Annotated in this window: 18 protein-coding genes and 4 tRNA genes; 21 read left to right on the top strand and 1 reads right to left on the bottom strand. The window is 45.5% G+C overall.

Going from position 1 to position 20,856, the window contains the following annotated elements; all coding sequences use genetic code 11:
- Positions 1 to 199 precede the first annotated feature (199 nt).
- From mazG to rpoS, 11 genes are all read left to right on the top strand, one after another.
- Positions 200 to 1,003, top strand: a complete 804-nt coding sequence (gene mazG / locus R7Q46_RS08255) for a nucleoside triphosphate pyrophosphohydrolase (RefSeq protein WP_005383780.1) — start codon at positions 200 to 202, stop codon at positions 1,001 to 1,003.
- A gap of 205 nt (positions 1,004 to 1,208) precedes the next feature.
- Positions 1,209 to 2,849 (top strand): CTP synthase, encoded by a 1,641-nt coding sequence (locus tag R7Q46_RS08250; protein ID WP_021034029.1) that lies wholly within the window; start codon positions 1,209 to 1,211, stop codon positions 2,847 to 2,849.
- A 78-nt stretch (positions 2,850 to 2,927) separates the two neighbouring features.
- Positions 2,928 to 4,229: a phosphopyruvate hydratase gene (gene eno / locus R7Q46_RS08245; RefSeq protein ID WP_005383785.1), complete on the top strand. Its 1,302-nt coding sequence runs from the start codon at positions 2,928 to 2,930 to the stop codon at positions 4,227 to 4,229.
- A 402-nt stretch (positions 4,230 to 4,631) separates the two neighbouring features.
- A complete protein-coding gene (gene ftsB / locus R7Q46_RS08240; RefSeq protein ID WP_213872056.1) occupies positions 4,632 to 4,913 on the top strand; it encodes a cell division protein FtsB in 282 nt (93 codons plus the stop codon).
- Position 4,914: 1 nt separating this feature from the next.
- Complete coding sequence (ispD, locus tag R7Q46_RS08235; RefSeq protein ID WP_017821625.1) at positions 4,915 to 5,622, top strand: 2-C-methyl-D-erythritol 4-phosphate cytidylyltransferase; 708 nt, start codon at positions 4,915 to 4,917, stop codon at positions 5,620 to 5,622.
- A 14-nt stretch (positions 5,623 to 5,636) separates the two neighbouring features.
- The gene (ispF, locus tag R7Q46_RS08230; protein WP_005380896.1) at positions 5,637 to 6,113 is read left to right on the top strand and encodes a 2-C-methyl-D-erythritol 2,4-cyclodiphosphate synthase; all 477 of its coding nucleotides are present in this window, start codon (positions 5,637 to 5,639) and stop codon (positions 6,111 to 6,113) included.
- Between the two features lie 45 nt (positions 6,114 to 6,158).
- Positions 6,159 to 7,202 carry a tRNA pseudouridine(13) synthase TruD gene (gene truD, locus R7Q46_RS08225; protein ID WP_033907437.1) on the top strand — a complete coding sequence of 348 codons (1,044 nt, stop codon included), beginning with the start codon at positions 6,159 to 6,161 and terminating at the stop codon, positions 7,200 to 7,202.
- Entirely contained in the window at positions 7,202 to 7,978 is a 777-nt protein-coding gene (surE, locus tag R7Q46_RS08220; RefSeq protein WP_047103164.1) for a 5'/3'-nucleotidase SurE, read from the top strand. Before truD ends, surE begins: the two co-directional genes overlap by 1 nt.
- Positions 7,978 to 8,604 carry a protein-L-isoaspartate(D-aspartate) O-methyltransferase gene (locus R7Q46_RS08215; RefSeq protein WP_005380892.1) on the top strand — a complete coding sequence of 209 codons (627 nt, stop codon included), beginning with the start codon at positions 7,978 to 7,980 and terminating at the stop codon, positions 8,602 to 8,604. The genes surE and R7Q46_RS08215 overlap by 1 nt, the downstream gene beginning before the upstream one ends.
- Before the next feature lie 13 nt (positions 8,605 to 8,617).
- Positions 8,618 to 9,541 (top strand): peptidoglycan DD-metalloendopeptidase family protein, encoded by a 924-nt coding sequence (locus R7Q46_RS08210; protein ID WP_017633546.1) that lies wholly within the window; start codon positions 8,618 to 8,620, stop codon positions 9,539 to 9,541.
- 80 nt (positions 9,542 to 9,621) lie between these two features.
- Positions 9,622 to 10,608, top strand: a complete 987-nt coding sequence (gene rpoS, locus R7Q46_RS08205) for an RNA polymerase sigma factor RpoS (protein WP_005380887.1) — start codon at positions 9,622 to 9,624, stop codon at positions 10,606 to 10,608.
- An 82-nt stretch (positions 10,609 to 10,690) separates the two neighbouring features.
- On the opposite strand, the gene mutS is transcribed toward rpoS, so the two are convergent.
- Entirely contained in the window at positions 10,691 to 13,252 is a 2,562-nt protein-coding gene (gene mutS / locus R7Q46_RS08200) for a DNA mismatch repair protein MutS (RefSeq protein ID WP_167415441.1), read from the bottom strand.
- An 84-nt stretch (positions 13,253 to 13,336) separates the two neighbouring features.
- On the opposite strand from mutS, the gene pncC reads away from it, so the two are divergent.
- The 10 genes from pncC to R7Q46_RS08150 all read left to right on the top strand — a co-directional run bounded on the left by pncC (position 13,337) and on the right by R7Q46_RS08150 (position 20,856).
- Positions 13,337 to 13,819: a nicotinamide-nucleotide amidase gene (pncC, locus tag R7Q46_RS08195; RefSeq protein ID WP_005383794.1), complete on the top strand. Its 483-nt coding sequence runs from the start codon at positions 13,337 to 13,339 to the stop codon at positions 13,817 to 13,819.
- A gap of 200 nt (positions 13,820 to 14,019) precedes the next feature.
- Positions 14,020 to 15,054: a recombinase RecA gene (gene recA / locus R7Q46_RS08190; RefSeq protein ID WP_171343187.1), complete on the top strand. Its 1,035-nt coding sequence runs from the start codon at positions 14,020 to 14,022 to the stop codon at positions 15,052 to 15,054.
- Between the two features lie 127 nt (positions 15,055 to 15,181).
- Entirely contained in the window at positions 15,182 to 15,649 is a 468-nt protein-coding gene (recX, locus tag R7Q46_RS08185; protein WP_171343188.1) for a recombination regulator RecX, read from the top strand.
- Between the two features lie 142 nt (positions 15,650 to 15,791).
- Positions 15,792 to 18,374: an alanine--tRNA ligase gene (gene alaS, locus R7Q46_RS08180; RefSeq protein WP_005380872.1), complete on the top strand. Its 2,583-nt coding sequence runs from the start codon at positions 15,792 to 15,794 to the stop codon at positions 18,372 to 18,374.
- 212 nt (positions 18,375 to 18,586) lie between these two features.
- Positions 18,587 to 19,774 (top strand): aspartate kinase, encoded by a 1,188-nt coding sequence (locus R7Q46_RS08175; RefSeq protein ID WP_213872053.1) that lies wholly within the window; start codon positions 18,587 to 18,589, stop codon positions 19,772 to 19,774.
- Between the two features lie 92 nt (positions 19,775 to 19,866).
- A complete protein-coding gene (gene csrA, locus R7Q46_RS08170; protein ID WP_004415691.1) occupies positions 19,867 to 20,064 on the top strand; it encodes a carbon storage regulator CsrA in 198 nt (65 codons plus the stop codon).
- Positions 20,065 to 20,377: 313 nt separating this feature from the next.
- A tRNA-Ser gene (locus R7Q46_RS08165) sits at positions 20,378 to 20,469 on the top strand.
- 31 nt (positions 20,470 to 20,500) lie between these two features.
- Positions 20,501 to 20,577 (top strand) — tRNA-Arg (locus tag R7Q46_RS08160).
- Positions 20,578 to 20,606: 29 nt separating this feature from the next.
- A tRNA-Ser gene (locus R7Q46_RS08155) sits at positions 20,607 to 20,698 on the top strand.
- Positions 20,699 to 20,783: 85 nt separating this feature from the next.
- Positions 20,784 to 20,856: transfer RNA gene (locus tag R7Q46_RS08150), tRNA-Arg, on the top strand.

Raw genomic sequence — 20,856 nt, 5'->3', positions numbered from 1 at the left:
CTCTGCGTTAGCTGCACTTATTCCGACGTGCCGGCTCAGGGGTATCACATAGGCGAGCTATGCTCAGGGGTCGCGAAAATTTGTTGCCTTGTCAAAGTAACAATTACTTAGTGAAAGCTGCTGAGAAAATATAATGTAGAAGGTGAGTGGTTTTGGCTGCTCACCTTTTTCTTTAACAGAAAGGTTTAAAGGAACAAAAATGAGTCATCCAATTGAACAGTTAGAACAAATCATGGCGAAGCTGCGTGACCCAGAAAACGGTTGCCCTTGGGACTTAAAACAAACCTTTGACACCATCGTTCCGCATACTATAGAAGAAACCTACGAAGTGGTGGACGCGATTCAAAATCGAGATTGGCCCAATCTAAAAGAAGAGCTAGGGGATTTGTTGTTTCAGGTGATTTTTTACAGTCAGCTAGCGAAAGAGCAAGAGCTGTTTGACTTTTCGGATGTCGTTGAAACCGTGAACGAAAAACTGACTCGTCGCCACCCGCATGTTTTTTCAGATGTTGAGTTTGAATCTGACGAGGAAATTAACGCGAACTGGGAAGCGGAAAAAGCAAAAGAAAAAGCCCTAGTAGGCAAAGCGGAAGAAAGTATCCTAGACTCAATACCAAACTCTTTACCGGCACTTTCTCGTGCTACAAAAATTCAGAAAAAATGTGCAAAATTTGGGTTTGATTGGGATTCACTTGGCCCGGTTGTCGATAAAGTACGAGAAGAAATTGACGAAGTCATGGAAGAGGCACTGCAAGTTCAGCCCGATGAAGAGAAAGTTGAGTTGGAGCTCGGTGATTTGCTATTTGCGACTGTCAATTTGGCTCGCCACCTTGATAAAAACCCAGAAGTCGCGCTAGGAAAAGCAAACGTAAAGTTTGCGCGACGTTTTAAACAAGTTGAAGGCAAGGTCCAGCAGTCAGGCAAAGTACTTACAGATTGTTCTTTATCAGAACTTGACCATTTTTGGGATGAAGTAAAACAAGAAGAATCGAGGCAGAGGTAAACTGGCAGAATACATAATATAAGGTCAGCTTGTTTGGTTACACGAAAACGGACTTTGGTTTGTCTTTGCTCACTTTGATTTGAAGCAAAAAATAAAAAATTACGGTGTGATAGATTTCACGTTGTGGCGGTAAGGAGCTTCTGGTATATTTATCTCCCGTCCAGAAGCACTCCATTTCCCTCATTCAACCAATTTCAGGTTAAACATGACGACAAATTACATTTTTGTTACTGGCGGGGTTGTATCCTCTCTAGGTAAAGGTATTGCAGCAGCATCTCTTGCGGCTATTCTAGAAGCTCGTGGTCTTAAAGTGACTATGATGAAGCTTGACCCTTACATCAACGTTGACCCGGGCACAATGAGCCCTACTCAGCACGGTGAAGTGTTCGTTACAGAAGATGGCGCAGAGACTGACCTTGACCTTGGTCACTACGAGCGTTTCATCCGTACCAAGATGACCAAGCGTAACAACTTCACTGCAGGTCGTGTTTATGCCGACGTACTTCGTAAAGAACGTCGTGGTGACTACCTAGGCGCAACTATTCAAGTTATCCCTCATATCACTAACGCAATCAAAGATCGCGTTATTGCAGGTTCTGAAGGCCATGATGTGGCTATTGTTGAAGTTGGCGGTACTGTTGGTGATATCGAATCACTACCATTTATGGAAGCGATTCGTCAGCTAGCTGTTGAGCTAGGCCGTGAGCGCGCAATGTTCATGCACCTAACACTTGTTCCTTACCTAGCGGCAGCGGGCGAAGTGAAAACTAAGCCGACGCAACACTCTGTAAAAGAACTTCTATCTATCGGTATTCAGCCAGACATCCTAGTTTGCCGTAGCGATCGCGTTATTCCTGCGAATGAGCGTAAAAAAATCGCACTATTCTGTAATGTTCCAGAAAAAGCAGTAATTTCAATGAAGGATGTAGACTCTATCTACAAGATCCCTCAGTTAATTAAATCTCAAGGTCTAGATGACCTTGTGTGTGCTCGCTTTGGTATTACTGCTCCGGAAGCAGACCTTTCTGAATGGGAACAGGTTATCTACGAAGAAGCAAATCCTACTGGTGAAGTAACCATCGGTATGGTTGGTAAATACATTGAATTACCAGATGCATACAAATCTGTGAACGAAGCGCTTAAACACGCTGGCTTGAAAAACCGTCTAAGCGTCACAATTAAGTATGTAGACTCACAAGATATCGAAACAAAAGGCGTTGAACTTCTAGAAGGTTTGGACGCAATCCTAGTACCAGGTGGCTTCGGCGATCGTGGTATTGAAGGCAAGATCCGTGCGGCTCAATATGCACGTGAAAATAACGTGCCTTACCTAGGTATTTGTTTGGGTATGCAAGTTGCACTAATCGAATACGCGCGTAACGTTGCGGGTATGGAAGGTGCACATTCAACAGAATTTAACAAAGAGACTAAGTACCCTGTGGTAGGTTTGATCACAGAGTGGGTAGACGAATCAGGTAGCGTAGAAGAGCGTACTGAAAAGTCTGACCTAGGCGGTACGATGCGTCTTGGTTCACAGCTGTGTCACCTAGAGAAAGGGACTAAAGCTCGTGAACTGTACGGTAGCGCGACGATCCATGAACGTCACCGTCACCGTTACGAAGTGAATAACGTGCTTCGTCCGCAAATCGAAAAAGCAGGCCTAAAAGTATCAGGTCTATCTGCGGACAAGAAGTTAGTGGAAATGATTGAGAACCCAGCTCACCCATGGTTTGTAGCGGCTCAGTTCCACCCAGAATTCACCTCGACTCCTCGCGATGGACATCCATTGTTTGCAGGTTTTGTTAAGGCTGCGGGCCAAAACGCACGCGGCGAATTCGAGAAGTAAAAGGATACGGGCGGCGGCGAAGGTTGTGCTGCTGCCCTTTAAGATTGACATTTATATTTGAAACGAGAGGAAACATTAATGTCTAAGATCGTTAAAGTTCTAGGTCGTGAAATCATCGACTCACGTGGTAACCCAACTGTAGAAGCTGAAGTACACCTAGAAGGCGGTTTCGTAGGTATGGCGGCAGCTCCATCTGGCGCATCTACTGGTTCTCGCGAAGCTCTTGAGCTACGTGACGGTGACAAAGCACGTTTCCTAGGTAAAGGTGTTCTTAAAGCAGTTGAAGCTGTAAACGGCCCAATCGCTGAAGCTCTAGTTGGCAAAGACGCTAAAGACCAAGCTGCAATCGACGCAGTAATGATCGAACTAGACGGCACTGAAAACAAATCTAAATTCGGTGCTAACGCTATCCTAGCTGTTTCTCTAGCAAACGCTAAAGCTGCTGCTGCTGCGAAAGGCATGCCTCTATACGAGCACATCGCTGAGCTAAACGGCACTGCAGGTCAGTTCTCTATGCCTCTACCAATGATGAACATCATCAACGGTGGCGAGCACGCAGACAACAACGTTGACATCCAAGAGTTCATGATCCAACCAGTTGGCGCTAAGACTCTTAAAGAAGGTCTACGTATCGGTGCAGAAGTATTCCACAACCTAGCTAAAGTTCTTAAGTCTAAAGGCTACAGCACTGCAGTTGGTGATGAAGGTGGTTTCGCTCCTAACCTTAAATCTAACGCTGAAGCTCTAGAAGTTATCGCAGAAGCTGTTGCAGCTGCTGGTTATGAACTAGGTAAAGACGTTACTCTAGCTATGGACTGTGCTGCATCTGAGTTCTTCGACAAAGAAGCTGGCATCTACAACATGAAAGGCGAAGGTAAAACTTTCACTTCTGAAGAGTTCAACCACTACCTAGCTGAGCTAGCTAACCAATTCCCAATCGTTTCTATCGAAGACGGTCTAGACGAGTCTGACTGGGATGGCTTCAAGCACCAAACTGAACTACTAGGTGACAAGCTTCAACTAGTAGGTGACGATCTATTCGTTACTAACACTAAGATCCTTGCTGAAGGTATCGAGAAAGGCGTAGCTAACTCTATCCTTATCAAGTTCAACCAAATCGGTTCTCTAACTGAGACTCTAGCTGCAATCAAGATGGCTAAAGACGCAGGTTACACAGCAGTAATCTCTCACCGTTCTGGCGAAACTGAAGATGCAACTATCGCTGACCTAGCGGTAGGTACAGCAGCAGGTCAAATCAAAACTGGTTCTATGAGCCGTTCTGACCGTGTTGCTAAGTACAACCAGCTAATCCGTATCGAGGAAGCTCTAGGTGAGCGCGCTCCTTTCAACGGTCTTAAAGAAGTTAAAGGTCAAGCTTAATTCTTCACTGAATTAGCAGCTTAACTTAAAGCTTTTAAAACACCCTGCCTTGGCGGGGTGTTTTTTTATATAACGGAAGCTCTAGGTGAGCGCGCTCCTCCATGTTTCAAGGAAGCGGTCTTAAAGAAGTTAAAGGTCAAGCTTAATTCTTATTGAGTAAAGTTTCGCTAAATAGCTTTTTGAAACCATCGCTACGGCGGTTTTTTTGTATTTATAAGTTTGTATTTTTGGCTCTTACTTTGGTCATGGGTAAGGAGCGCTTCCTATGAGCTTGTTTCATTTTGCTGCTTATTTCTTGTAAGGAGCGTGTGAGTCTCCCTTTCTCCCCTAGAGGCAACCTCGCATTTATGCTATATATGTCACCTTATCTAATTCCTTCCGGTACAGAATGTTAGCAGCGATATGCGAATCTTTGTTATAGCCCTTACGCTACTGTTTGGCTTGCTTCAATACACTCTATGGTTTGGTAAAAACGGAGTGTCTGACTACTACACAGTAAAAGATGAAATTGAAGTTCAGCAACAAGTGAACAGCAAGCTACAAGCTCGCAACAATGAAATGTTCGCTGAGATTGATGACTTAAGGCAAGGTCTTGATGCGATTGAAGAACGTGCGCGTCATGAGCTCGGTTTAGTTAAAGGTGGCGAGACTTTTTACCGCATTATAGGTGAGGAAAACCATTAAAATGTTGGATATGAACTCATCGCATATCGCAATTGTGCCTGCTGCTGGTGTAGGGAGCAGAATGAAGGCAGATCGCCCTAAGCAATATTTATTGATCGAAGGTAAAGCGGTACTGGAACATACCGTAGAGAAACTGCTTTCTCACCCAAATATTTCTAAGGTTGTCGTTGCCATTACTGACGGCGACCCATATTACCCAGAATTGTCCATTGCTAAGCACCCAGATGTGATTCGTGTAGCTGGTGGTAAAGAAAGAGCAGACTCTGTGTTATCAGGGCTAAACTATGTCAATGAGCATCTGGAAAGCGAGTGGGTATTAGTCCACGACGCTGCGAGGCCATGTGTATTAACATCCGACATTGACCGTTTGATTGATGTTTGCTGCGCCCACTCAACGGGTGGCATTCTCGCATCTCCTGTGAGAGATACAATGAAGCGAGCAAACGCAGTACAAGATATCGATCATACGGTAGATAGAGAAGCATTGTGGCATGCACTTACTCCACAAATGTTTAAAACTCAGCAGCTTACTCAAGCACTGGCTGACGCATTAGAACAGGGTGTAACCATTACCGATGAAGCCTCGGCTTTGGAATGGCTAGGCGAGAAGCCAGCCTTAGTTCAAGGGAATGCGAACAATATAAAAATCACTCAGCCAGAAGACCTTGCGTTAGCCGAGTTTTATCTAAGCCGTGAGCGCGGCGAATAAAGAAAGGATAGAAAATGATTCGAATTGGTCATGGTTTCGATGTACATAAATTCGGTGGTGAAGGCCCAGTCATTATTGGTGGTGTAGCAATCCCTTATGAGCAAGGTTTGATTGCTCACTCAGATGGCGATGTAGCGTTGCATGCGTTAACGGATGCTCTGCTGGGCGCGATTGCTGCCGGCGATATTGGTCGTCATTTCCCAGATACGGATGATAAATGGAAAGGCGCAAACAGTCGTGAATTACTGAAAGACGTTTACCGTCGAGTTAAAGAGCAAGGCTACCGTCTTGGCAATGCTGATGTAACCATCATGGCACAAGCGCCTAAAATGGCACCACACATTGACGCAATGTGTGCGGCGATAGCCGAAGACCTAGAAACCGACATTAGTAACATTAACGTAAAAGCGACGACGACAGAACGTCTCGGTTTTACTGGACGCAAAGAAGGCATTGCAACGGAAGCCGTTGTACTTCTGTTTAAGCAATAACTAGCAATTTGCTCCTCTAAGCTGTGATATCAGCGGAAACACATCATGTCAGACATTTTATCTTCATTGGCTTACCTAACGGGTAAGCCAGTTGCATCGGCAAAAATTAAAGCGCAGCCAGAGCATTTTCAGGTTCGCGAAGATTTAGGTTTTGCCTTTACGGGCGAAGGCGAGCACTTAATGGTTCGTATCCGTAAAACGGGCGAGAACACCAGCTTCGTTGCTAACGAGTTAGCAAAAGCCTGTGGTGTTAAGTCGAAAGACGTTAGCTGGGCGGGTCTTAAAGACCGTCATGCGGTGACGGAACAGTGGTTAAGTGTCCATTTACCAAAAGGTGAAACGCCAGATTTTTCAGCGTTTTTGGCTCAATACCCAAGTATCGAAATCCTTGCAACAGATCGTCACAATAAAAAACTGCGTCCTGGTGACCTAGTAGGGAACGAGTTCGTGGTTACTTTGTCTGAAGTGACAGATATAGCGGATGTAGAGCAACGTCTTGAAAAAGTGAAACAAGTTGGCGTGCCAAACTACTTTGGTAGTCAGCGTTTTGGTAACGATGGTAACAACCTTGAAGAAGCACGTCGATGGGGACGCGAAAACGTTCGTACCCGCAATCAAAACAAGCGCAGCATGTATTTATCAGCGGCTCGTTCGTGGATTTTCAACCGCATCGTTTCAGCTCGTCTAGAGAATGGTGTGTTTGATAAGTTCATTGATGGTGACATTGCACAGACGAATTCTGGCACTCAGTTGATTGATGCAAACAACATCACTGATTTGCAAGTGCAATTTGCACAAGGTGAAGCGGCAATTACCGCTGCGCTTGCTGGCGATAATGCACTGCCTACTCAAGCCGAGGCTCTGGCATTAGAGCAACCGTTTTTAGACGAAGAGCCTGACCTCATGGCGTTGATTCGTGGTAATCGCATGCGCCACGATCGTCGCGATATTGCGCTGAAGCCAAAAGATTTAGCTTGGACGGTTGAAGGTAACAACATTACGCTGACTTTCTCACTGGATGCGGGATCTTTTGCGACCTCTATTGTTCGTGAGTTAGTTAATGAGGTTGAAGTAGAAAGAGAATACTAATGGAACAGGATTCACGAAACCCGAAGCCCTTAAGAGTCTTAATCAGCAATGATGATGGTGTTCATGCACAAGGGATTCATGCCCTCGCTGATGAGTTGAGAGATATCGCCGAAGTGACCATTGTCGCACCTGATCGAAATCGTTCAGGTGCTTCGAATTCACTCACATTAGAACAACCATTACGCGTGACTGAAATTGCCCCAAATATCTACTCAGTGCAAGGCACGCCCACGGATTGTGTGCATTTCGCGCTGAATGAGCTAATGAAAGATGATTTGCCTGATCTTGTTCTGTCAGGAATCAACCATGGCGCTAATTTGGGTGATGATGTTCTTTATTCTGGAACAGTTGCAGCCGCCATGGAAGGTCATTTCCTTGGCGTTCAGTCGGTGGCTTTTTCTCTAGTGGGTAAGCGACATTTCGAATCTGCCGCTAAAATTGCACGTCACATTGTACAACAGCATTTAGCGTCGCCGATTCCAACGAATCGTCTACTGAACGTAAACGTGCCTGACTTACCATCAGAGAATTTAGGTGAAATTGAAGTTACGCGTTTAGGTGCACGTCATCACGCAGAGAATATGATCAAGCAGAAAGATCCGAGAGGCCATGACATTTATTGGTTAGGGCCACCAGGAAAGGAGCAAGATGCAGGAGAGGGCACGGACTTTTATGCAATTGAGCATGGCCGAGTTTCAATGACGCCTCTGCAAGTTGATCTCACCGCTCACGAGTCGCTGCGTGCTATGGATAGTTGGTTAAAGGAAGAGAAGTAATGAGTAACCCACATGCTGACAGGTTGATAGCGTTTCTTATCTCCAGTGGCATCAAAGACCAAAGAGTTCTGGATGCTATCCAACGCTTGCCACGAGAAAGCTTTGTTTCTCAAGCGATGATGCACCAAGCCTATGATAACAATGCGTTACCAATTGGTCAGGGACAAACTATTTCTCAGCCTTATATCGTTGCTCGTATGACCGAGTTGCTTGAGCTAGAGCCGGCGAGTCGTGTTCTGGAAATCGGAACGGGATCGGGTTATCAAACCGCGGTACTGGCGCAAATTGTTGATCATGTATACTCCGTTGAGCGAATTAAATCGTTGCAATGGGAAGCAAAGCGTCGCCTGAAGCAATTGGATATCTACAATGTTTCAACTAAGCATGCTGATGGGTGGCAGGGCTGGGAAGCGCGAGGTCCTTTCGATGCTATCATTGTTACCGCTGCCGCTGAAGTGATTCCCCAAGCTCTTCTCTCACAATTAAGAGATGGCGGCAAAATGGTCATTCCTGTTGGAGATACGGAGCAACAGTTATTAAAAATAGAGCGTAAGGGAGACGAATATCTCTCTACCGTTGTAGAAATGGTTCGGTTCGTACCTCTGGTTGCGGGTGATTTAGCTTAAGGGTTAGGGATAGGTGAATAAGTTACTACGTCATATTGGTATTAGCTTTGTGTTTGCTGCAGGACTAGTTGGTTGTGCAGCGCATTCCCCTGCACCTGTCTCTAGCCTAAAAAAAGACTATTCAAGCCTTGAAAGAGGGAGTTACAGAGGGAGTTATTATGAGGTAAAAAAAGGTGATACACTTTACTTCATAGCTTATGTCACAGATAAAGATGTAAATGATCTTGTTCGTTACAATGAGTTAACTCAGCCTTACACTATCTACCCAGGACAGAGGCTAAAACTTTGGGCTCCGAAATATGTCGCCCCTAAATATGGTCAAAAAGTTGAACCCGTTGTGGCTCCTGTTGTTACGACACCCCCAGCTCCAGTGACGAAAACATCAACAGCCTCTAAACCTAAACCTTCGAGTAAAAACTCTAGTCAAAAACCTACAGAGACTAAGCCTAAAGTCGTACAAAAACAGCCTCCAAAGAAGGTTGAACAATCGAAAACAAAGGAGTATGTTGGTTCAAAAGATAACCAAAAAGTGAAGCAAAAAGCGCCAACTACCACAGCAAAGAGTGATAAAGTCTCAAAGTGGTTGTGGCCAACAAAAGGGAGAGTAATCAAGAACTTTTCGGCGGGAGAACAGGGAAATAAAGGTATCGACATCGCAGGACAGCGTGGTCAACCTATCGTTTCAACCGCAGCCGGCACAGTCGTTTATTCAGGCAATGCGCTACGAGGTTATGGCAACTTAATTATAGTAAAACATAACGACAATTATTTAAGCGCATACGCACATAATGACAAACTGCTGGTCACAGAAGGACAAAGCGTAAAAAGCGGACAAAAAATCGCCACCATGGGTAGTTCAGGTGCAAAGTCGGTCAAACTACACTTTGAAATTCGCTATCAAGGTAAATCAGTGAATCCAAAACGCTATTTGCCTTAAAACTTTGAAAAACAACTTGCGACATCATTTAGCGACATATTGAGTTGTCATGTCTTGCTAACTCGCCAGGGGGAGGCGTTATGAGTATCAGCAACACAGTAACCAAAGTTGAAGAGTTTGCATTTGACAATGCGTCAGTGAAGACCATTGATAACGAACTCGAAAGATCATCATCCACAGAAAGCAAAGCGACTGCGCGTGAAGAATTTGACGCGAGCAGTAAAAGCTTAGATGCAACTCAGTTGTATTTGGGCGAAATTGGCTTCTCACCTTTACTTACTGCCGAAGAAGAAGTGCTTTACGCAAGACGCGCCCTACGTGGCGACGAAGCGGCACGCAAACGTATGATCGAAAGTAACCTACGTTTGGTTGTTAAGATTTCTCGTCGATACAGTAACCGTGGTCTAGCACTACTCGATCTGATTGAAGAAGGTAACCTCGGCTTGATCCGAGCGGTCGAAAAATTCGACCCAGAACGTGGTTTCCGTTTCTCTACTTACGCAACATGGTGGATCCGACAAACGATAGAGCGAGCGTTGATGAACCAAACTCGCACGATCCGTCTACCTATCCACGTAGTGAAAGAGCTGAACATTTATCTGCGTACTGCGCGTGAACTTTCTCAAAAGCTCGATCACGAACCGACCGCAGAAGAAATTGCTGCTCAATTAGATATTCCAGTCGAAGACGTAAGCAAAATGTTACGCCTTAATGAGCGTATTAGCTCTGTCGACACGCCAATCGGTGGTGACGGTGAGAAAGCGCTGCTGGATATTATTCCTGATGCAAACAACTCTGATCCAGAAGTTTCGACTCAAGATGACGACATCAAATCATCGTTGATTCATTGGTTAGAAGAGTTGAATCCGAAACAGAAAGAAGTGCTTGCACGTCGCTTCGGCCTACTAGGCTACGAGCCTTCGACGCTGGAAGAAGTTGGTCGAGAGATTGGTCTGACACGTGAGCGAGTACGTCAAATACAAGTGGAAGGTTTACGTCGTCTTCGTGAAGTCCTAATCAAACAAGGTTTGAATATGGAAAACTTGTTTAACGTAGAAGACGATTAAGTAATCCGTATTTCACTAGATACACAAAAGGCTATGGTTCCCCATAGCCTTTTTTCTTTTTTGCTCGTCGGTGTGAGTCTGTTTACAGCATCTTCTTCAAGCGATACAGCTCTTCAAGAGCTTGGCGTGGCGTTAAGTCGTCAGGATCAATACCTGACAGAGCTTGTTCGACCTCGCTAGGCTCTGGAATCAGGCTCAACTGGTTGGCCACATCTACTGCACTTGGACGCGGTGTGTCACTGTTTTGCCCCAGTTGCTCTAGCTGAGATAGCTTGTTACGCGCATTTTTGATGACCGTTTTTGGTACGCCAGCTAAGCCCGCAACAGCCAAGCCGTAAGACTTACTTGCCGCACCTTCTTGAACTGCGTGCATAAAGGCAATGCTGTCTCCATGTTCTACGGCATCCAAGTGAACGTTCGCTAAGTTTGGCAGCTGGCTTGGTAACTCTGTTAATTCGAAGTAGTGAGTTGCAAATAGGGTCATCGCACCAATTTGTGTTGCGAGCCATTCCGCACTTGCCCAAGCTAAAGACAGACCGTCGTAAGTACTAGTACCGCGTCCGATTTCATCCATTAGCACCAAACTGTTCTTAGTTGCGTTGTGAAGAATATTGGCTGTTTCGGTCATTTCTACCATGAAGGTCGAGCGGCCAGATGCAAGATCATCTGACGCACCAATACGAGTAAATATACGATCTAAAGAACCAATCTGTGCGGATTCTGCCGGTACATAAGAGCCGATATGTGCCATCAATGCAATCAGCGCAGTTTGACGCATGTAGGTTGATTTACCACCCATGTTTGGACCGGTAATGATCAACATCTTACGGGCTGGGTTTAGCTCAATTGGGTTCGCGATGAACGGCTCTGTTGTTACTTGTTCTACGACTGGATGACGACCAGCTTGAATGTGAATTCCTGCGTCTTTCACAAGCGTTGGGCGGCAGTAATCTAACGAATCTGCACGCTCTGCTAGGTTTTGTAATACATCCAGTTGAGACAGAGCAGAAGCTAGGTTTTGCAGCTTCTCAAGGTTTGGCATCAATAGATCAAACAGTTCTTCCCACAACTGTTTCTCAAGTGCTAACGCTTTAGATTTCGAGTTAAGTACTTTGTCTTCGTGTTCCTTAAGCTCTGGGATGATGTAGCGTTCAGCGTTTTTGAGTGTTTGGCGACGTACATAATGCGGTGGAACCAAATGGCTCTGGCCACGGCTCACTTGGATAAAGAAGCCATGAACGTTGTTATAGCCTACTTTAAGCGTATCGATACCGTGTCGTTCACGCTCATCTCGCTCAAGCTGCTCAAGATATTCTGTTGCACCGTCTGCCAATTTTCGCCATTCATCGAGCTCCGCATTGTAGCCTTCAGCGATGACGCCACCATCACGAATAACAACCGGCGGATTTTCTTTAATCGCGCGCTCTAACAGGTCACATACTTCGTCAATCGGAGCTGCATACTTCGCCAATTTCGTTAGGTACGGATGGGTCAAAGAAGCGGTGACAGATTCTAGCTCTGGTAGCTGTTGCATGGCATTGCGAAGTCTAGCCATATCGCGAGGGCGAGCAGAGCGTAATGCAAGGCGCGCTAAGATACGTTCAATATCACCAATTTGCTTTAACGTTGGTTGAAGATCGGCAAACAGAGCTTGTTCTTTAATCTCACCAATCGCATCAAGGCGATTGTTTAACGTTTCAATGCAACGCATAGGCTGATGCAACCAACGCTTCAGCATTCGGCTGCCCATCGGAGTTGCACAATGGTCGAGTACTGCAGCGAGCGTGTTATCGGTTCCGCCTGCTAGATTTTGAGTAATTTCCAGATTACGTCGGGTAGCAGCATCAAGGATGACGGATTGATCCTGATGATCAAACGTTAAAGAGCGAATATGAGGTAAAGCCGTACGTTGAGTATCTTTTACGTACTGGATCAAACAACCAGCAGCACATAACCCTAAGGACGCATGTTCTACACCAAAACCAACCAGATCTTTTGTGCCAAATTGTTGATTGAGTTGTTGCTTAGCCGTATCAAGCTCAAACTCCCAGACTGGGCGACGACGGTTACCATTGCGGCCCGCCATTAAATGTACAGGTTCAAAATCTTCTGGGAACAGTAGCTCACGTGGTGCAGTACGTTGAAGCTCGGCTGTCATCGCTTCTTCAGTCTCTGGTTCTGTCAGTTGGAAGCGACCAGAGGTGACATCCAGCGTCGCATAACCGAACTTACCGTTGTGATGGTAAATTGCTGCGATTAAGTTATCGACACGCTCAGAAAGCAGCGCTTCATCCGTCACAGTACCTGGTGTCACGATACGCACAACTTTACGTTCTACCGGTCCCTTGCTGGTGGCCGGATCGCCAATCTGTTCACAGATCGCCACAGACTCACCAAGCTGAACAAGTTTTGCCAGGTAGCCCTCTACGGCGTGAAATGGCACACCCGCCATTGGGATAGGTTCACCTGCAGACGCACCACGTTTGGTCAATGAAATATCAAGAAGCTGAGAAGCTCGCTTGGCATCATCGTAAAAGAGTTCGTAGAAATCGCCCATGCGGTAGAACAGCAAAATCTCTGGGTTCTCAGCTTTTAGCTTGAGGTATTGCTGCATCATCGGAGTGTGTTTTTGTTCAGCTTTCACAGGTAAGTTCTTTTGTTTATTTCCGTAGCGGCTTAGGATACGTGAATCCCTATCAAGTAAAAAGAGACAAAGGGCATTTTGGCTATGGAAAAAACAACAAAATTGAGTGCCGATTTAGGCGCATTATTGGCTAAACACGGGCATGTTTTAACAACCGCAGAATCATGCACAGGTGGTGGTGTTGCAACCGCCATTACTGACATTGCTGGTAGTTCAGCTTGGCTTGACCGTGCGTTCGTCACCTACAGTAATGAAGCGAAAATGGAGATGCTTGGTGTGCAAGCTTCAACGTTAGAAGCGCATGGTGCAGTGAGTGAGCCAGTTGTGATTGAAATGGTGCAGGGTGCAATTAAAAACTCCAATGCCACCATCGGTGTGTCCATCAGTGGTATTGCAGGGCCGGGTGGTGGCAGTGAAGAGAAACCAGTCGGCATGGTCTGCTTTGCTTTTGCTGATAACCAAAGTTGGCAGCAAGTCGAAACCATGCATTTCTCTGGTGACCGTGCAGAAGTTCGCAAAAAAGCGGTCGAGCACGCGCTGACTCAATTGTATCAACATCTGCTCTAGAATTTCTTAACTTGTTTTAGCCCAGCATTGATAAGGGCTAGAGCAAATCATGACTTTAGGTCAGCCAAATTTTTTTCATACAGGTATGGACACTGTATGAATCAACAGTATAATAACTTTCATTGCTGAGCAGTTCTTCTGCTTAAGAAAAATGAATTACTATTCGTCGCCCAAAGAAGATGAATAAATCGGAGAAAGTAATGGACGAGAACAAACAGAAAGCGCTCGCCGCTGCGCTAGGTCAAATTGAAAAGCAATTCGGTAAAGGCTCTATCATGCGCCTTGGTGATAACCGCGCAATGGACGTAGAAACCATCTCAACGGGTTCTCTTTCTCTTGATATCGCTTTGGGTGCTGGTGGTCTACCAATGGGTCGTATCGTAGAAATCTACGGCCCAGAATCTTCAGGTAAAACAACATTAACGCTTGAGCTTATTGCTGCTGCGCAACGTGAAGGCAAAACGTGTGCGTTTATCGATGCAGAGCATGCTCTAGATCCTGTATACGCGAAGAAACTTGGCGTAGATATCGATGCATTGCTAGTTTCTCAGCCAGACACAGGTGAGCAAGCTCTAGAGATCTGTGACGCACTTGCACGTTCTGGTGCTATCGATGTTATGGTTGTCGACTCTGTTGCAGCACTAACACCGAAAGCAGAAATCGAAGGCGAAATGGGCGATAGCCACATGGGTCTGCAAGCACGTATGCTTTCTCAAGCAATGCGTAAGCTAACGGGTAACCTAAAGCAGTCTAACTGTATGTGTATCTTCATCAACCAAATCCGTATGAAGATTGGTGTGATGTTTGGTAACCCAGAAACAACAACAGGTGGTAACGCACTTAAGTTCTACGCTTCTGTTCGTCTAGATATCCGTCGTACTGGCGCAATCAAAGAAGGTGACGAAGTGGTAGGTAACGAAACGCGCATCAAAGTTGTTAAGAATAAGATTGCAGCACCATTTAAAGAAGCAAACACACAAATCATGTACGGCCAAGGCTTTAACCGCGAAGGTGAACTTGTCGATCTAGGTGTGAAGCACAAGTTAGTTGAAAAAGCCGGTGCTTGGTATAGCTACAATGGCGATAAGATTGGTCAAGGTAAAGCGAATGCGTGTAACTACCTGCGTGAGCATCCTGAAGTGGCTAAAACTATCGATACAAAACTTCGTGAAATGTTGCTAGCGCCAGCACTTGCGGAAGCGCCTGAAGCGCCAGAGCAAGCTGAAGAGTTTTAATCTCTCATAGATTAATAAATGACAAAGCCCTGCAATGCGGGGCTTTGTTGTATCTATTGAAATCAAAAATCGAATTATCACAAAGGCCATTGAGAGCCTGTACAGCAAAAATACTTTTAGGATCATCATGTACCAAAAACGCCAGGCGCCAACATTATCGAGCAAAGAGGCTGCTATCCAATTGCTTAGCCGTCGCGATCATGGTCAGTATGAGCTTTACCAAAAATTATCGATGAAGGGCTATGAAGAATCAGACATCGACATCGCAATTAATTTTTGCCTAGACCATAACTATTTAGATGATTTACGTTACGCGAAGAGTCAAATTAGACAGCATGTATACAAAGGACATGGAGAGCGTCGAATTCGTCAAGAGTTAAACCAGAAGCGTGTTGCGGAATCGGTGATTGAGCAAGCTATGGCTGAAGAGCCGCAAGATTGGTTTGAACTGGCTAAACAGGCGGCAGAAAAGAAATTCAAAGGTGTTAAAGCCAAAGACCAAAAAGAGTACGCAAAACAAGTTCGTTTTCTGCAGTATCGCGGCTACAGTTTTGACCAAATCAGCAACGCGCTGAGCTTTGAGGACGAAGATTAACGGTCAGTCGTCCGCACTGATTTTTGTTTTGCTTCAAATTTTTTCTCCTACTCCCTCTTTTCCTCAAGAAAACTAGTCTCAGCTGTTTGCATGATCTACAATACGGCAAAATTCTAACTCGACTATTTTCAGGAAGAGCTGCATGTACATGAGCACTGATGAGGTTCGTAACGCGTTCCTCAAGTTCTTTGAGAGCAAAGGACACCAAATCGTAGAAAGTTCATCGTTAGTTCCACATAACGACCCAACCCTGCTGTTCACAAACGCAGGTATGAACCAATTTAAAGATTGTTTCTTAGGCTTAGAAAAACGAGCCTACACTCGAGCGACTACGGCTCAGCGTTGCGTACGTGCTGGTGGTAAACATAACGACCTAGAAAATGTTGGCTTTACTGCTCGTCACCACACATTCTTTGAAATGTTAGGCAACTTCAGCTTTGGCGACTACTTCAAAGAAGATGCGATCTCCTTTGCTTGGGAATTCCTAACCGAAGTTCTTAAACTGCCAGCGGATCGTTTATTGGTAACTGTTTACGAAACCGATGACGAAGCGTTTGACATCTGGAACAAGAAAGTTGGCGTGCCCGCTGATCGTATTGTTCGCATTGGTGATAAAGAAGGCGGCAAGCCGTACGAGTCTGATAACTTCTGGCAAATGGGCGACACTGGCCCTTGTGGTCCATGTACTGAAATCTTCTACGATCACGGTGAGCACATCTGGGGTGGCCGTCCTGGCACGCCTGAAGAAGATGGTGACCGTTTCATCGAGATCTGGAACAACGTATTCATGCAGTTCAACCGTCACGCAGACGGCACTATGGAACCGCTACCAAAACCATCGGTAGATACTGGTATGGGTATCGAGCGTATCTCTGCAATCATGCAGGGCGTTCACTCAAACTACGAAATCGATGTATTCCAAGCTCTTATCAAAGCAGCAGCAGAAGTGATCGGTTACGAAGACCTATCAAACCAATCACTACGCGTTATCGCTGACCACATCCGTTCATGTTCATTCCTGATCGTGGATGGTGTTATGCCTTCAAACGAAGGTCGAGGTTACGTATTACGCCGTATCATCCGTCGTGCAGTTCGTCACGGTAACAAGCTGGGCGCACAAGGTGCATTCTTCCACAAGTTGGTTGGCGTTCTAGCTGACATCATGGGTACGGCTGGTGAAGAGCTGAAGCGTCAACAAGCTGTGGTTGAAAAAGTACTGCGTATCGAAGAAGAAAACTTTGGTCGTACACTTGAGCGCGGTATGGCGATTCTAAACGAAGCACTAGATAACCTAGACGGTAAAGTACTAGACGGCGAAACCGTATTTAAACTTTACGATACTTACGGCTTCCCAGCTGACTTAACTAACGACGTAGCACGTGAGCGTGAGTTCGCAATCGACGAAGAAGGTTTCGAGAAAGCGATGGAAGAGCAGCGTCAACGTGCGCGTGAAGCGGGTAACTTCGGTACTGACTATAACGCAGCAATCAAAGTTGATACGCAAACAGAATTCTGTGGTTACACAGGTACTAAAGGCTCTAGTTCTGTAGCAGCGATGTTCGTTGAAGGCAACGAAGTAGATTCGCTATCTGCGGGCGACAAAGCAATCATCGTACTTGGTGAAACACCATTCTACGCAGAGTCAGGCGGTCAGTGTGGTGACGCTGGTGAAATCCGTACTGAGTCTGGTGTATTCCGCGTTGAGGACACTCAAAAACTAGGTAACGCAATCGCGCACCACGGTGTAATGGCAGAAGGCGTTCTAGCGAAAGGTGATGAAGTAGCAACTATCGTTGACGCAGAGCGTCGCGCAGCTATCTCTCTAAACCACTCAGCAACGCACTTGCTACACGCAGCACTACGCCAAGTTTTAGGTGAGCACGTAACGCAGAAAGGCTCATTGGTGAAGGCAGACAACCTACGTTTCGACTTCTCACACCTAGAAGCCGTAACTGCAGCAGAACTGAAAGAAGTTGAGCGTCTAGTTAACGCGCAAATTCGTCGCAACCACACGATTGAAACCAACGTGATGGACATTGAGTCTGCTAAGAAGAAAGGCGCAATGGCACTGTTTGGTGAGAAGTACGATGACGAAGTACGCGTACTGTCTATGGGTGACTTCTCGACAGAGCTTTGCGGTGGTATTCACGCATCAAGCACAGGTGATATTGGCCTATTCAAAATCACTTCAGAAAGCGGCATTGCTGCAGGTATTCGACGTATTGAGGCGGTAACAGGCGAGGCTGCATTAGACGCGATTGAAGCTCAAAACGCGAAGTACGAAGAGAAACTGGCAGAATCTGCACAGAAAGCAAAAGCGCTAGAGAAAGAAGTGCAGAAGCTAAAAGATAAGATGGCGGCAGCAGAAAGCGCTAACATCATGGGCAAAGCGGTTGAAGTCAATGGTACAAAAGTTCTAGTCGCAGCTCTTGAAGGCGCTGACAGCAAGAACCTACGTACTATGGTTGATGACATCAAGAACCAAATGGGGTCTGGTGTCGTACTGCTTGCTAACGTAACAGGTGACAAGGTTGGCCTGATTGCTGGTGTGACTAAAGATCTAACTGGTAAAGTAAAAGCTGGTGATCTAGTTAAGATGATTGCTGAGCAAGTCGGTGGTAAGGGCGGTGGTCGTCCTGACATGGCTCAAGCTGGTGGTACTGATGTAGCCGCACTACCAGAGGCAATTAAAACAGTTCAGCCTTGGTTAGAAGAGCGCTTATAAGCTTTTAACTACTAAAATTACGCTCAATCAAGTTTCTTTGATTGAGCGTAATTTTTTTTAGCAGCCAAGTGGTTTAATTGACCAAAAGTTAACCGAGTCATTTAGGCTATTTGGTTTTTGTTGTAACTACTGCTTATATAATTTTTCTAAAAGGAAATACTGACGATGTAAGCAGTTCTAAAGAGACTTCGGTCTTGGGAAGGTGAAGACTGGTGAAAAAGCCCCTTATCGTGCAAAAGTTTGGCGGAACCTCAGTGGGTTCAATTGAAAGAATCCACCAAGTTGCTGAACACATCATTAAGGCGAAAAATGATGGCAATCAAGTTGTTGTTGTCGTGTCTGCAATGTCAGGCGAAACAAACAGACTGATGGACCTCGCTAAACAGATAGATAGCGTGCCTACAGCTCGAGAACTTGATGTTTTGCTCTCTGCTGGTGAGCAAGTGTCAATGGCACTGTTAGCAATGGCACTCAATAAATTGGGTCATGCTGCACGCTCGCTTACCGGAGCACAGGCGAATATTGTGACGGATAATCAACACAATGACGCAACGATTAAACACATTGATACTAAGACAATTCTGGGATTGCTTGAGCAAGACCAAATCGTGATTGTTGCAGGCTTTCAAGGTGTGAATGAGAACGGGGATATCACCACATTAGGTCGAGGTGGCTCAGATACGAGCGCAGTGGCACTGGCAGGCGCATTGCGCGCTGATGAGTGTCAAATCTTTACCGACGTTGATGGTATTTATACTTGTGACCCACGTGTAGTGAAAAACGCGCGAAAATTGGCGGTTATCGATTTTCCTTCCATGGAAGCGATGGCAAGCCGAGGCGCGAAAGTATTACATTTACCTTCAGTGCAATTTGCATGGAAGAATAATGTGCCACTGCGCGTGCTTTCGACATTTGATGTTAATGAAGGCAGTCTGGTAAAGGGGGAGTTAGGCAATCAAGCCGTCTCTGGTATAGCCATTCAACGTGACCTTGCCATAATCGAAGTCGATAAAGAACATTTATCTAGTGCTACAAAACAATGTCAGATGTTGGGTATCGACATTTGGAATGTGATCGAGGAAACAGAACGGGCAGGTATCATGATAAAACAAGATGCATGTGCCAAGTTCGATCTGGTGTTCAGCGACAAAATCCGTAATAGTGAAGTGGTAAGCCTGTTGACCGCAGTGGGGCTTGAGGCCAATGGAATGGTAGAGCACGCATGCGATTTGTTGGCAAAGCGAGATATTGAGATCAATTTCAGCGCAACGAATGCACTCACTATGATGCTAGTTTTAGCACCCGAATGTGTGGATACAGCAGCAAACATTCTGCATGATGCTTACATTACGTCTAGTGAAGCATTAAACATTCAACAAAAACATGCCTTTTTAGGCTGATTTTCGCTAACAAGGTAGTTTACGAAAATATAACTTTTGTTGGATAATAGCTTTGTAGCAAGAAAATTTAGAGATTACTCAAGGAGCAAAGAATGCTAATTTTGACTCGCCGCGTAGGCGAAACACTGATGATTGGTGATGAAGTGACTGTAACTGTACTAGGTGTTAAAGGTAACCAAGTGCGTATCGGCGTTAACGCTCCGAAAGAGGTTTCAGTTCACCGTGAAGAAATCTACATGCGCATTCAAGCTGAAAAAGGCAATGGCAACGTTGCTTCAGGTAACTACTAAGTCGCTCCTGTTTACAGAGCTTAGTTTGAATGAAAAAGGCTAACCGAAGGGTTGGCCTTTTTAGTTTTTACTGTTTTTGAAAATTTGCAGAAACTATTGTGTTGAGTATGGCTGTGAATTCATCAATAATGTTGATTCGAACTTCAGAAAGTTATTTGAAAATAAATGTCTTTTTTTCATCATAATAGAGTGATAAAGTTCGTTTAATAGTCATTTTGATTAAATCAGCAACGGTTAAGCCAGTTTCGTGGATTTTTTCAAAGAAAATGTTTGACATATTTTCGGTAAAACGTAATATGTGCCTCCGCAAGACGGTGAGGTGGCCGAGAGGCTGAAGGCGCTCCCCTGCTAAGGGAGTATACGGTTTATCCCGTATCGAGGGTTCGAATCCCTCCTTCACCGCCATTCTTGCAACGTTGATTTATCAACAAAAAGTGCGTCCTTAGCTCAGCTGGATAGAGTACCTGGCTACGAACCAGGCGGTCGGAGGTTCGAATCCTCCAGGACGCGCCATATCTCTTTTGAGATATAACAATGAAAACGGTGAGGTGGCCGAGAGGCTGAAGGCGCTCCCCTGCTAAGGGAGTATACGGTTTATCCCGTATCGAGGGTTCGAATCCCTCCTTCACCGCCATTCATTGACTGGCCCGATGGCCTTTTTTTTGTTTCGTAAGAAATGAATGTGATTTACTTCACAACTTCTTAGCAAGAAGATCTGCGCGTCCTTAGCTCAGCTGGATAGAGTACCTGGCTACGAACCAGGCGGTCGGAGGTTCGAATCCTCCAGGACGC

The organism is Vibrio sp. 811 (assembly GCF_033339195.1).
The sequence above is the reverse complement of the archived record's forward strand: the minus strand, read 5'-3'. Positions and strand labels throughout refer to the sequence as shown.

Excerpts from the sequence above, each read along its gene's own strand:
- mazG (WP_005383780.1), top strand. The coding sequence starts at position 200 with ATGAGTCATCCAATTGAACAGTTAGAACAAATCATGGCGAAGCTGCGT.
- R7Q46_RS08250 (WP_021034029.1), top strand. The coding sequence starts at position 1,209 with ATGACGACAAATTACATTTTTGTTACTGGCGGGGTTGTATCCTCTCTA.
- eno (WP_005383785.1), top strand. The coding sequence starts at position 2,928 with ATGTCTAAGATCGTTAAAGTTCTAGGTCGTGAAATCATCGACTCACGT.
- ftsB (WP_213872056.1), top strand. The coding sequence starts at position 4,632 with ATGCGAATCTTTGTTATAGCCCTTACGCTACTGTTTGGCTTGCTTCAA.
- ispD (WP_017821625.1), top strand. The coding sequence starts at position 4,915 with ATGTTGGATATGAACTCATCGCATATCGCAATTGTGCCTGCTGCTGGT.
- ispF (WP_005380896.1), top strand. The coding sequence starts at position 5,637 with ATGATTCGAATTGGTCATGGTTTCGATGTACATAAATTCGGTGGTGAA.
- truD (WP_033907437.1), top strand. The coding sequence starts at position 6,159 with ATGTCAGACATTTTATCTTCATTGGCTTACCTAACGGGTAAGCCAGTT.
- surE (WP_047103164.1), top strand. The coding sequence starts at position 7,202 with ATGGAACAGGATTCACGAAACCCGAAGCCCTTAAGAGTCTTAATCAGC.
- R7Q46_RS08215 (WP_005380892.1), top strand. The coding sequence starts at position 7,978 with ATGAGTAACCCACATGCTGACAGGTTGATAGCGTTTCTTATCTCCAGT.
- rpoS (WP_005380887.1), top strand. The coding sequence starts at position 9,622 with ATGAGTATCAGCAACACAGTAACCAAAGTTGAAGAGTTTGCATTTGAC.
- pncC (WP_005383794.1), top strand. The coding sequence starts at position 13,337 with ATGGAAAAAACAACAAAATTGAGTGCCGATTTAGGCGCATTATTGGCT.
- recA (WP_171343187.1), top strand. The coding sequence starts at position 14,020 with ATGGACGAGAACAAACAGAAAGCGCTCGCCGCTGCGCTAGGTCAAATT.
- recX (WP_171343188.1), top strand. The coding sequence starts at position 15,182 with ATGTACCAAAAACGCCAGGCGCCAACATTATCGAGCAAAGAGGCTGCT.
- alaS (WP_005380872.1), top strand. The coding sequence starts at position 15,792 with ATGTACATGAGCACTGATGAGGTTCGTAACGCGTTCCTCAAGTTCTTT.
- csrA (WP_004415691.1), top strand. The coding sequence starts at position 19,867 with ATGCTAATTTTGACTCGCCGCGTAGGCGAAACACTGATGATTGGTGAT.